The following is a 12,449-nucleotide window of genomic DNA, read 5'->3' on the forward strand; positions in this document are numbered from 1 at the left end:
GATTATACTATAATCATTGGTATGATAAACATACCATCTGGTCTCTGACCAGGTAAAGATCCTGGCAGCAGCGGAGAAAGGATTGTACACACCTATTCAATCCAGCAAGCTGTTCGAACAGATTGCGGAACAGATCGAGGAGCGTATTCTGCGAGGCGAACTGCGCAGCGGCGATCGTCTACCGAGCGAGCGCGAACTAAGCGAGCAATTTGGGGCGAGCCGGACGGCGGTCCGAGAAGCCATGAAGACGCTGGCTCAACGGGGGCTGGTCGACATGCGACCGGGACGCGGCACCATCGTCATCAATGCCACCTCGCGCGCCATGCAGCAGACCTTAGAGCTAATGGTGCGTGTTGGGCGCGAGGACGGCTATGCCAATCTGGTCGAGCTACGGGAGCTACTTGAGCCGGGCATTGCCGCCCTGGCGGCGGCACGGGCGAGCGAAGAGCATCTTGCGCGCCTGCGCGCGGTTGTTGAGCAGATGGATGCCAGTCTCCACGATGTCGAGGCCTACATTGCCGCCGACAACGACTTTCATCGCACGCTCGCCACAGCCTCGGGCAATCGCCTGATCCTGACCTTTGTCGACTCGATCGTCGATCTGCTCAGCGAGCAGCGCAAACATATCTCGCGCATCGGTGGAGCAATGGAGCGGGCCCAATATCATCACAAGCGCATTCTGGAAGCGGTGAGCCGCCGCGACGCCGAAGCCGCCCGCATTGCCATGCAGGAGCACCTGCACCAGGTCCGCCAGGATCTGGAGACGGCCAACCGCGGCTAGGCGCAGCAATTGATGAGCGCCTCTGCTGGGGTGACCCCCCTGGCAGTTTAGCGGGCCAAACGGCCTGGCCTGGCTGTCGAGGGGGGCGGGCCGTTGCTCCTCCCTGCGCTGAGACTGTTCGTCATCGCTGATGAGATATACTCATCCTATTGTCCTCTCATCAGGCTACAATGGCTGGCCGGGCAGCAATGTCCGGGGAGCCGCGTCGCCAGTGAGGCCCGCGGGCCAGCCGGGGCGCTGAGTGAGAACGCCGCATCAGTCAGGAGCGGGAGAAGCACAACGATGGTCTCAGAGCACCTCACCTCATCCGAAGGGCGTCCGCTGGCGCTTGACGAAGCCAGCCGGGCGCGCGAGCGACAATTTTGGCTGAGTCTCTACGAGCAGATGCTCACCATACGCCTCTTTGAAGAGCAGGTGAACGAGCTATATATGAGCGCCAAAATGCCGGGCCTGGCCCACCTGTACAGCGGCGAAGAGGCGGTGGCCGTTGGGGTCTGCGCGGCTCTGCGCCGCGACGACTACATCACCAGCACCCATCGTGGTCATGGGCACTGTCTCGCCAAGGGCGCCGCCGTCGACCGTATGTTTGCCGAGCTGCTCGGTAAGCAGCCCGGCTACTGTCGCGGCAAGGGCGGCTCTATGCACATTGCCGATCAGGAAAGCGGCAACCTGGGAGCCAATGCCATCGTCGGCGGCAGTGCTGGTATCGCCACCGGGGCCGCCCTCTCCTGCAAGCGGCGGGGCAGCGGTCAGGTTGTGGTCTGCTTCTTCGGCGATGGCGCCTTGGGGCAGGGCCTGCTCTACGAGGCCATGAACATGGCTGCGCTCTGGCAGCTGCCCGTCATCTATGTTTGCGAGAACAATCTCTACAACGAGTACACGCCCAATCGCGAGACGACCGCCGGCGACATGCTGGCCCGCCCCCGGGCTTTCGGCATTCACACCGAGGAAGTCGATGGACAGGACGTGCGCGCTGTCTACGCGGCTGCTGTGCGCCTCGTCGAGCGCGCGCGGCGCGGTGAAGGACCGGCCTATCTCCAGTGCAACACCTACCGCTTCTACGGCCATCATGTCGGCGACATCCAGCGCAGCTACTACCGTTCCCGCGAAGAAGAAGAGTGGTGGAAGGCGCAGCGCGATCCCCTGAAGCTCCTCGGCTCCTGGCTGCGCGAGCAGGGACTGGCCGAGGACAGCCACTTTGCTGAGATCGAGCGCCGCGTGCGTGCCATGATCGAGGCAGGAGTGCGCTTTGCTCTGGAGGCTCCCTATCCTGATCCGCAAGAGGTGGCCCAGCATGTCTATGCCTAGTGCCTCAAGCGCAGCAAGTGCGCCACAAGTGCCACAAGCGCCAGAGGGCTGGCGCGAGATCACGCTCGGGCAGGCCATTCGTGAGGCGCTCGCAGAGGAGATGCGCCGTGATCCGCGTATCCTCCTCTTAGGTGAAGACGTCGCCGAAGCCGGTAATCCTTTCAAAGTACTCAGTGGCCTGGTCGAGGAGTTTGGGCCGGAGCGAGTCATCGATACGCCGATCTCAGAGGCCGGCTTTACGGGTATCGGCGTGGGCCTGGCGATGACTGGCATGCGGCCCGTTGTTGACATCATGTTCGGGGACTTCCTGACGCTGGCGATGGACCAGATCGTCAATCAGGCGGCCAAGGTGCACTACATGTCTGGCGGCAAGCTCAAGGTGCCGCTGGTAGTGCGCACAACGCTCGGGGCCACGCGCCGCTCGGCGGCCCAGCATAGCCAGAGCCTGCACGCCTGGTTTAGCCATATCCCCGGGCTGAAGGTCGTGCTGCCTTCAACGCCCTACGATGCCAAGGGCTTGTTGAAGACGGCCATTCGCGATGATAACCCGGTCCTCTTCTTTGAGGACAAGATGATGTACCAGCTCAAGGGGCTGGTGCCCGAGGGAGAGTACACCATTCCCTTCGGCGTGGCTGATATCAAGCGCGAGGGAAGCGACCTGACCATTGTGGCCACGAGCAGCATGGTCCAGGTGGCCCTGGCCGCCGCCACTGAGCTGGAGCAGCTCGGCATCAGCGCTGAGGTCATTGATCCGCGCACAACCTCGCCCCTGGACAAGCAGACGCTGATCGAGTCAGCCAAGAAGACCAGCCGCGTGATCGTTGTCGACGAGGGCTATCAGAGCTACGGGGTGACCGCCGAGATTGCCGCCGTCATTAGCGAAGGCGCCTTCTACTATCTCGATGCCCCGGTCAAGCGCCTCGGGGCCCTCGATGTGCCAGTACCCTTCTCGCCTGTTCTGGAGGATCTGACCGTGCCGACGCCAGCCGCCGTCGTGGAGATGGCGAAAACCCTCTGTGGAAGAGCCTGAGACTCTGCCAGCCCTCTCTCGCTCCTGCCTGCTCAGCGGGAATGAATAGGCTTGCGGCGAGATCCGCGGTCAACGGCAGGGAAGCGACCAGTCAAAGATGTTCTGCATCTCAGCATGACCGTTGTCGTTACAGCTTCTTGTCAGCGCGATCGACGTTGATCCGTAGGCGTGCGGCGCCAGGTGGGCAATACCTGGCGCGGCGCTGCGACTCTGAGGGAGGAGAAACTCGCTATGGCGATCAAGACGTATGGACCGATGGCCGTTGACTGGGAGGTGCGTGTCGACTACGAGCGGCTGCGCCGCGAGCGACTGGCGCGGGTGCAAAAATTGCTCAGGGAGTCCGAGCTAGGGGCCTTGCTCTGCTTCGACATGAGCAACATTCGCTATATTACCTCGACCCACATCGGCACCTGGGCCATGGACAAGCTCTTCCGCTTTACGCTGCTGCCACGCGATGACGAGCCGATTCTGTGGACCTTCGGCTCGGCGGCGCGCCATGATCAGCTCTATGCGCCCTGGATGGGGGAGCGGGCGCGTGCGGGCATCTCGACGATGCGCGGGGCGATGGCGCCCGGCTCTGGACGTGCCGAGGATGTGGCGCGCAAGATCCGCAGCGAGCTGGAGGAGCGCGGCCTCCTGCATGAGCCGCTGGGGGTCGATGTCATTGAGCCGCAGGTCCTCTTTGCCCTCCAGAAAGAAGGGATTACCATCGCCGACGGGCAGAATCTCATGCAGACGGCGCGCATGATCAAGACCCAGGATGAGATTACCCTCTTGACCACCGCCTGCATGATGGTTGATGCGGCCTACGAGGAGCTGTATCGCTGGATGCGCCCGGGTGTGCGCGAGAATGAGTGTGTGGCCCTGGTCAGCAAGGTCCTCTACGATCTCGGCTCGGAGCACGTCGAAGGAGTCAACGCCATTTCAGGCGAGCGTTGCAGTCCTCACCCGCATGTCTTTAGCGACCGCGTGCTGCGTCCGGGAGATCCCGCCTATTTTGACATTCTGCACAGCTTCAATGGCTACCGCACCTGTTATTACCGCACCTTTGCCGTTGGCAGTGCCTCGCCAGCGATGGTGGACGCCTACAAGCGTTGCCGCGAGATCCTCGATGTGGCCATCAATGCCATTAAGCCGGGCGTGACCACTGCCGATGTCGTCAAGCTCTGGCCGCGCGCCGAGGAGTTCGGCTTCCCCAATGAGGAGGCGGCTTTCGCGCTGCAGTTCGGCCACGGCGTGGGCCTGACGATCTGGGAGAAGCCGGTGTTCAGTCGCCTGGTCTCCTTTGATCACCCCGAGGTCATCGAGGAGGGCATGGTCTTCGCGCTCGAGACCTTCTGGCCCGCCAGCGACGGCTGGACGGCGGCCCGCATTGAGGAGCAGCTTGTGGTGACGAAGGACGGCTGTGAAGTGATTACGCGCTTCCCCGCCGAAGAGCTACTTGTGGCCGGTACGCGCTACTACACCGTCAACGGGCCGCTCTCTCCCATTCGTGAGGTGCAGTCGCATCTGAACACGGCTGCTGGCCAGGGTGGACCGCGGATGCCGGCGCCAGCAGCAACCTCAGCAGGTCATACACTCTAGCTCTTGCCCGCTGGTCCGTTCCGGTCTGGTCTGCTCGCCTGTTCTGCCGGCCCTGATCGTGCCAGGTTCCCCCAGACAGGGGGCAGGCCAGACCCTGGGTCACCGCGCCTGAGCTGAACACCGATTATCAGAGCAACAGAAGAGCAGAGGAGTGCACTGATGGCGACCAGGGTCATCATGCCCGCGTTAGGAATGGCCCAGGAGACAGGGAAGATTCTGCGCTGGCTCAAGCGCGAGGGCGAGCCGGTGCACCAGGGCGAGCCGCTGGCTGAGATTGAGACAGATAAAGCGACCGTCGAGCTGGAGGCACCAGCTTCGGGTCTGCTGAGCGCGATCACGGCCAGAGAGGGGGAGGACATTCCTGTGGGGCAGCAGATTGCCCTGATTCTGGCTCCCAGTGAGCAGCCCCTGGCTGGGCCTGCCTCGACGGCAGCGGCAGCGCGCCAGCCGGCTGAGCGTGAGCAGCAGCATCGAGAAGAGAGGGACGCCGGCGAGGCGGTCAGGCCAGCGGCAGCTTCCAATCCGACCAGTACCAGCCCGCTCACAGTGGAACCCCCTTCCCCTGCGCTCACGGACGAGCATACGCGCGGCTCGGGGAGGCTGGTTTCTCCTCTGGCTGCGCGCATCGCTGCCGAGCATCAGGTCGATCTGCGTCAGCTCCAGCCCCAGGGGCGGCGCATTCAAAAGGCGGATGTCCTGGCCTATCTGGCCAGCCATCGCATACAAGAGCCGACAACGAGCGGGTCTGCTGCTCGCTCGTCCGGGCAAACGCGTCTGTTGGCGGCCTCGCCCAAGGCCAGGCGTCTGGCGGCTGAGCTGGGGCAGGATCTGGCGGCCCTTGCCCGCACTGGTCTCGGCAGTGGCCCCGAGGGGGCGATCCTGGCTGCTGACGTCCTGGCTGCCGCCTCCATCCAGGCAGAGCGGAGAGCGACTACTGTCGCCCCCCAGCCGACCCAGGTGAGCGAGGAGACAGCGGCGACAACGACGCTGAGCCAGGTCTGGCGCCTCATGGCCGAGCGCACTGTCCAGAGCTGGCAGCAGGTGCCGCATTTCTTCCTGCTGCGTGAGGTCCAGGCAGGGCGGCTGCTCGCCTGGCATCAAGCCATGCAGCGGCGCTGTTCGCCCGAGGTCACTTATACTGATCTGCTCGTGCGTGTGGTGGCCGCAGCTCTGCGGACCCATCCCCAGATCAACGCCTCCTGGCAAGATGGGCGCCTGGTTCGTCATGAAGCAATCAATATCGGCCTGGCCGTCGCCACCGATGAAGGGCTGGTGGTGCCGGTCATCCACGAGGCTGATCGCTTGAGCCTGTCGGCCCTGGTGAATGCACGCAAGGATCTCGTCGAACGGGCGCGCAGCCGGCGCCTGCGTCCCCAGGATCTGCAGGGAGGGACCTTTACCATCAGCAACCTGGGAATGTATGGCGTCGACGCCTTCAACGCCATCATCAATGCGCCCCAGGCCGCCATCCTGGCTGTAGGGCGCATCAGCGAGCGCGTCATCGCCGTCGCCGGTCAGCCGGTGGTCGCGCCCACTATGCTGCTGAGCCTCTCCTGCGACCATCGCGTCATCGATGGGGCCCGCGGGGCTCAGTTCCTGGCTACCCTGGCCGAGCTGCTGGAGGAGCCGCTGGAGCTGCTGGCCTGAAGCCGGCTCCTCGTCGCAAGGCCCCTCGCTTGGGCCGGCGATCTCACTCACATACGACAACTGCCAGGAGCGGAGGTCGATAGAAAGAAGAACAAACTAAATACCGAGCAGGAGCTGTTTTTGTCTTCACTGGTGCCTTACTGAAGCAGAGCATTGCAGAGCAGCGACAAGAACAGCGTTGTTCTGTGGCAGGCCCTCAGTCGGGCAGAGCAGGATCGGGCGATTTATGACGCGCAATCTATTTCGGGCCGTCCACGCGGACAGACATTATGGAGCAGAGGCGCCCACCTGCCCGGGGGGACGGTGACTTTCCGCCGGAGACGGGCAAGCCCGGCTGTTCTGTCGCGAGGCGTCGCGTAAGGAGGACGACATGAAGTCTTTTCGTCTCTTCGTCACGACAACCGTGCTGCTGGTTCTGATATTGACCGGTTGCAGCGCCGCCCAGAACGCTGGCAGCAGCACCAGCTCATCGAATGGGCTGCCGCCAGCGGGTCAGCCGATCGTCATCGGTGGCACCCTCGGCCTGACCGGAGCCTATGCCGGCCCCTCAGCTGACTACAAGGCCACTTATGATTACTGGCTCCAGCAGGTCAACAGCCACGGCGGCCTGCTTGGCCATCCCGTCAAAATGATTATTTACGACGACGAGAGCAATCCGGCCACCGCTCAGAGCCTCTACCAGCGGCTCATTCACCAGGACAAGGTCAACCTTCTGCTCTCGCCCTATACGACGGCCATTGGTGGGGCCGTGCTGCCGATTGCCGCCGCCAACCACATGATCCTCTGGAACGGCGGTTTTGTGGGCATCAAGCTTTTCAAGAGCAGCCAATGGATGATTGGCTCCTATACCTACCAGGAGCCTGACTACAGTCGCGGCGTCTTCGAGATGATCGACTCCCTGCCGGCCAGCGAGCGACCCACGCGCGTGGGTATCGTTACCGAGCAGAATCCCTTTACCCTGGCCGTGCGTGATGGCTACCAGGGCCAGGGTGGGGTCATCAACTTCGCCAAGCAGCGCGGAATGCAGATCGTCCTCAATGAAGAGTATCCGCCCACGGCCACCGACGTCAGCGGCCTCATCCAGCGGGCCAAAGCGGCCAAGGTCGATCTCTTCTTCGCCCTCTCGCTGCCCAACCCGGCGGCCCTCATCGCGCGTACCGCCTACTCGCTCGGCTTCAAGCCAAAGATCTACTGCGCCTGCGGCTCGCTGGTGACCTCGCTGCCCTACTGGGCCCAGTTGGGGCCTGCAGGTGAGGGCATTTTCTCCACGGCGATGGCTGTGCCTAGCGACAACTACGACGGCATCAACGACCTCTTTACCATGCTGCAGCGGGTGCGGCACGAAACCGTCTTCAGCCAGTACGCCGCCGTCGCCATGACCATTCTGCAGGTCATGCAGCAAGCGGTTGAGGGAGCACGCACACTTGATCAGCAGCAGCTGCGGGCCTATGTCCTGAGCCATCGCTTCAACACCGTCAATGGTCCGCTGACCTTCGATCAGTACGGCATGCCTCGCTACAATGCTGTGCTGGTGCAGTATCTCAACGGCAAGAACGAGGTAGTCTGGCCACCCAGTCGGGCTACCGCCAAGCCACAACTGCAGTAGCGACGCCTATGGCGGGAGGGCCTGTCTCCTGGCCTGGCACTGACTCCAGGAGACAGGCCCTCCCTCTGGCACGCTGTCGAGTCGAAACGGGAGAGCAACGATGGAACCTGTCTTGCAGGTCGACTCCCTCTCGAAACGCTTCGGGAGCATTGTGGCGCTGGAACGCGTCTCATTTGCGCTGGAGGCTGGCACCATTCTGGGGCTGATTGGACCAAATGGCTCCGGCAAGACCACCTTGCTTAATACGCTGAATGGCCTCTATCGACCCGATAGCGGCGAGATCCGCTATCTGGGCCGCCCAACGCGCAACCTGCGTCCCCATCAACTAGCCTTGTTAGGGATCAGCCGCACCTTTCAGAATGCGCGCGTCTTCCACACGCTCACCGTCACCCAGAATATGCTGGTGCCGCTGGTGCATGCCCGCGTACATAGTGCCGAGGCCCAGGAGCGAGCGCGCCAGCTGCTAACCTTTGTCGGCCTGGAGCGCTATCAGGCTCTGCCGGCCAGCGAGCTGTCGGGCGGTCAGCAGAAGCTGTTAGAGTTCGCTCGGGCTTTGATGACAGAGCCGCGGCTCGTGCTGATGGACGAACCGTTTGGTGGCGTCCATCCCGAGATCAAGGCCCTGCTGCTGGAGCGCATCCGCGAGGCGCAGCAAGAGCGCCAGGTCTCCTTTATTATTGTCAGCCACGAGATCCCCGACCTGCTGAGCCTGGCGCGGACCATCATCTGCATGAGCTATGGGCGAATCATCGCCCGCGGTAGCCCGCAGGAGGTCAGCGAGCACCCCGATGTGATCGCGGCCTATCTGGGCCATGCCGGGGGGCAGGCCCAGATCCAGACCTCGCCCTCGTCGCCAGTTTCGTCTTCTTCCTATTTTGAACAGGCAGGAGGGCATCCGTCATGATGAGGCACGCCGCCGACGTGCCGGCAGGCTCTGGCGCGCCCTCGCCCAATGGACTGGCGTCGAACGCCAACGCTGGCTTGAGCATGCGCGGAGTCACTGCCGGCTACTATAGCCACGACCTGGTCTTGAACAACGTCAGCCTTAATGCGCGTCCGGGGAAAGTGACCGTGCTGCTGGGGCCAAATGGCTCAGGCAAGTCGACAGCTCTGCGCGTTCTCTATGGCCTGCTCAGGCCGCGCAGCGGGCAAATCCTGCTCGACGGACGTGAGATCACCACGGTGCCGCCTCAGCGACGCCTGGCTCTGGGTATGGCTCTGCTGCCGCAGGGACGCTCGGTCTTTCCTGAGCTGACTGTGCAGGAGAACCTGGAGATCGGCGGCTGGCTCCTGGCGCGCGATCGCCGCCGCCTGGCCGCTGCGCTGGAGGGGGTCTACGCGCGCTATCCCTCGCTCAAAGAGTGGCGCCAGAAGCAGGCTGGCAGCCTGAGCGGTGGCCAGCAACGCCTGGTTGAAATTGGGCGCATGATGGTGGCCGATCCGCGTGTCATCCTGATCGACGAGCCTTCGGTGGGTCTGGCGCCGGTCATCGTCGATCAGGTCTATGAGGAGATTGCCCGCCTTAAGGAGGAGCAGCGGACCATTCTTCTGGTCGATCAGAATGTGCGCGCCGCCGTGGCCCTGGCCGATTATATCTACACGCTGGAGTATGGTCGCAACAATCTGGAGGGCGAGCGCGGGGCCTTTGAGGACCGGCTGGAGGCCCTGATCAAAAGCTGGCTGCGCTTTTAGCGCGGGCAGAGAAGAAGAGAAGGAGAAGCGCTATGCTGACAACGGTCAGCCTGTCGCTGCTGGTGCAGGCGCTGGTCAACGGCCTGCTGCTTGGCCTGGTCTATACTCTGATTTCGCTCGGCCTGAGTCTGACGCTGGGCATTATGGGCGTGGTCAATGTCGCTCACAGCACCCTCATCATGCTTGGCTCCTATCTGGCCTTAGAGCTGCTACAGCGCCTGGGCCTTGACCCTATCATCAGTGCCGTCATCGCCGTGCCAGTTTTTTTCCTGATCGGAGTTCTCTTAGAGCGCCTGCTGATCAGCCGCGTGGCGCGCACCTCGCAGACGACCGGCTTGCTGGTGCTCTTCGGGGTCCTGGTGGTTATCGAAGGGGCGGCGATCCTGCGCTGGACGACCGATACGCAGGTGCTCTCGGTGAGCTATACCAATACCTCTCTAACCCTCGATGGCATTGCCATCGCCGTACCGCGGCTGATTGCCGCCGCCATTGCTCTGGTCCTCGTCTTGCTCCTCGATACCTTTCTGCGCTCAACGCTCTACGGCAAGGCCATCCGCGCCATGTCCCAAAATTTGGATGCGGCTCGCATCTCAGGCATTGACACCGATCGCCTCTCCTTGCTGGTCTTTGGTCTGGCTACAGCGACCGCTGGCGTTGGAGGCGTGACACTGGCCATGATCTTTCCCTTCGATCCGCAGGACCACTATCGCTGGCTGGCCTGGGCCTTTCTGGTGGTGGTCATCGGCGGCCTGGGTAGCATCCGCAATACGCTGCTGGCCGGCCTGCTGATCGGTCTGATCGAGACCTTGAGCAGCGTCCTCTTCCCTTTCCAGTATGTCTACTTCATTGTCTACCTGCTGCTGGTGGTCGCGCTGCTGGTGCGTGGCCAGGGCCTGGCTGGGAGCCAGAGCCGCGCGCTGTGAGGCAGGCCGGCAGAGGCGAGGCGCCCGGGTGCGCCCTCTCAAGACACAGGATGAAACGAGAGCGAGCGAGAGGATGATTGCTATGAGTAGTGCGCTGCTTGAACGGGCGACAGCGAGGACGCGCTGGCGGAGCTGGCTCTATCGCGGGCTGGGGGCGGCGGCGGCGGTGGGTCTGCTGGCGGTGCTCGGCGTCTTGATCCCATTGGACTGGGTGACGACCCTGTCTGCGGTCTATATGTATATCGTGCTGGCGGAGGGCTGGAATATTCTGGGAGGCTACGCCGGCTATCTCAATTTCGGGATGGTGACCTTCTTTGGCGTCGGAGCCTATACCGCCGGGGTCCTCTGCACGCAGTACAATGTCCATCCTTTGCTGACCATTCCTTTGGCGGGGATCATGGCGACGGTGGCGGCGCTGCTGGTGGGTGTGCCGGCGCTGCGCCTGCGTGGGGTCTACTTTGCAATCCTGACCCTCATTATCAGCTTCCTGACCCAGGTGCTGGTCACGAACCTGGACATTACGGGCGGCGCCAGCGGGATCTATATGCCATCGTTGCCTTTCGACCCCTTTACAAACGAGCAGATTTTCTACTACGCCTTTCTGGGCCTGATGCTGCTGGCGGTGCTGCTGGCCTTCATCATCGAACATTCGCGCTTTGGCTACGCCCTGGTGGCCATTCGTGAAGATGAGGACCCGGCGGAGATCCTGGGAGTGCGTACGACCTGGCTCAAGACACAGGCCCTGCTGCTGGGAGCCTTTCTTGCCGGCGTTGCCGGAGCGATCTATGCCTTCCATACGAGCTATATTGAGCCGCAAGGGACCTTTAGTCTGGACATTTCCATTGATGTGGTGCTGATGAGTCTGGTCGGCGGCCTGGGCACCTGGCAGGGGCCGGTGATTGGGGTGCCGCTGATGCTGGTGACGGCCCAGGTGCTGCGCATTCTGGCCGGAGAACTGCCCTTTTTCGGGTCCACCCTGCCGCCGGAATTCGACCGTGTGGTCTTTGGAATCATCCTGATTCTGGTGGCACTCCTGGCCCCCTATGGCGTCATGGGCCTGGTGCGTCGCGTGCGAGGACGCCGCTTGACGGTCTAAGCCTCTCTTCGGGGTTGGTGCTCTGAGGCGATAAAAGCAAGAACAAGAATAGGGAGACGATGACCCTGATCGGCCTGGGAGGCATGGGGATCTTTCTCCTGGCGGCGGCTCATGCCCTGGAACCAGCCCCGCTAATCGCTGTCGACGTTGAGGCCCGACGACTGGAGCGGGCGGCTGTACTTGGGGCCAGCCACCTGGTCCAGGCTGGTTCCGAGGATGTGCTGCAGGCGCTGAGACAGTTGACCGACGGCGAAGGCCCGGAGCTGGTGATCGAAGCCTCGGGCCCTGCTTCCACCCCAGCGCTGGCCCTGGCGGAAGGCCAGGCCCAGGTCAGACTGAGCTGAGACTTGCCAAACGCTACCTTGCTCTGCTATCCTCAAGCAAAGAGGCAAAACAGGCGGGACCGCCCAGCAGGCAGGCTCTGAAGAGATCTTGTGCAACATAGCGCAGAATGAATGACGCTGCTGCCTCTGTGGCGGGTGGTCTCATCATCTGATCGAAATGCAGTCATTGCAGCGAAGAGGAGAGCAAAGTCATGGCTTCCCCTGATGAGCATGACGTGGCCGGGCCAGAGGCCGGCGCAGGCTCAACCTATCATATTGATACCGAGCAGGCCGCCGAGCTGGCGCGCCTCATGCAGCAGAATCGTCTGGCGATCGAGGCAATGGGGGGCATCTTCCCCGAGGAGCTGGCTCTCCCGGAGGGGGGGCATGTCCTCGACCTGGCCTGTGGACCTGGGGGTTGGGTCCTGGAAGGGGCTTTTCTCTATCCCCAGGTTGATT

The 12,449-nt window shown here is 62.7% G+C and carries 11 protein-coding genes and 1 pseudogene; all 12 read left to right on the forward strand.

All coding sequences use genetic code 11. The features are described 5' to 3' along the window. The first annotated feature begins 82 nt into the window (after positions 1 to 82). Entirely contained in the window at positions 83 to 781 is a 699-nt protein-coding gene (locus IRZ31_RS15685; RefSeq protein ID WP_112433645.1) for a FadR/GntR family transcriptional regulator, read from the forward strand. A gap of 384 nt (positions 782 to 1,165) precedes the next feature. Then, positions 1,166 to 2,089 (forward strand): thiamine pyrophosphate-dependent dehydrogenase E1 component subunit alpha, encoded by a 924-nt coding sequence (locus tag IRZ31_RS15690; RefSeq protein ID WP_363325678.1) that lies wholly within the window; start codon positions 1,166 to 1,168, stop codon positions 2,087 to 2,089. Then, a complete protein-coding gene (locus IRZ31_RS15695) occupies positions 2,082 to 3,119 on the forward strand; it encodes an alpha-ketoacid dehydrogenase subunit beta (RefSeq protein ID WP_112433649.1) in 1,038 nt (345 codons plus the stop codon). The genes IRZ31_RS15690 and IRZ31_RS15695 overlap by 8 nt, the downstream gene beginning before the upstream one ends. 231 nt (positions 3,120 to 3,350) lie before the next feature. Next, a complete protein-coding gene (locus tag IRZ31_RS15700) occupies positions 3,351 to 4,703 on the forward strand; it encodes a Xaa-Pro peptidase family protein (protein WP_112433651.1) in 1,353 nt (450 codons plus the stop codon). Positions 4,704 to 4,862: 159 nt separating this feature from the next. Further along, positions 4,863 to 6,350 carry a dihydrolipoamide acetyltransferase family protein gene (locus IRZ31_RS15705; RefSeq protein WP_112433653.1) on the forward strand — a complete coding sequence of 496 codons (1,488 nt, stop codon included), beginning with the start codon at positions 4,863 to 4,865 and terminating at the stop codon, positions 6,348 to 6,350. 370 nt (positions 6,351 to 6,720) lie between these two features. After that, complete coding sequence (locus IRZ31_RS15710) at positions 6,721 to 7,956, forward strand: amino acid ABC transporter substrate-binding protein (protein WP_297155304.1); 1,236 nt, start codon at positions 6,721 to 6,723, stop codon at positions 7,954 to 7,956. Positions 7,957 to 8,056: 100 nt separating this feature from the next. Further along, entirely contained in the window at positions 8,057 to 8,860 is an 804-nt protein-coding gene (locus tag IRZ31_RS15715; protein WP_297155306.1) for an ABC transporter ATP-binding protein, read from the forward strand. Next, entirely contained in the window at positions 8,857 to 9,648 is a 792-nt protein-coding gene (locus IRZ31_RS15720; protein ID WP_297155308.1) for an ABC transporter ATP-binding protein, read from the forward strand. Before IRZ31_RS15715 ends, IRZ31_RS15720 begins: the two co-directional genes overlap by 4 nt. Positions 9,649 to 9,680: 32 nt before the next feature. Beyond that, positions 9,681 to 10,571: a branched-chain amino acid ABC transporter permease gene (locus IRZ31_RS15725; protein WP_297155310.1), complete on the forward strand. Its 891-nt coding sequence runs from the start codon at positions 9,681 to 9,683 to the stop codon at positions 10,569 to 10,571. An 82-nt stretch (positions 10,572 to 10,653) separates the two neighbouring features. After that, entirely contained in the window at positions 10,654 to 11,667 is a 1,014-nt protein-coding gene (locus IRZ31_RS15730; RefSeq protein ID WP_297155312.1) for a branched-chain amino acid ABC transporter permease, read from the forward strand. 59 nt (positions 11,668 to 11,726) lie between these two features. Beyond that, positions 11,727 to 12,011 carry a zinc-binding dehydrogenase gene (locus IRZ31_RS15735; protein WP_297155314.1) on the forward strand — a complete coding sequence of 95 codons (285 nt, stop codon included), beginning with the start codon at positions 11,727 to 11,729 and terminating at the stop codon, positions 12,009 to 12,011. Positions 12,012 to 12,202: 191 nt separating this feature from the next. Next, a pseudogene (locus IRZ31_RS15740) lies at positions 12,203 to 12,449 on the forward strand (hypothetical protein); the annotation flags it as partial.

The sequence above is a fragment of the Thermogemmatispora sp. genome (assembly GCF_019683635.1).
Lineage (GTDB): Bacteria > Chloroflexota > Ktedonobacteria > Ktedonobacterales > Ktedonobacteraceae > Thermogemmatispora.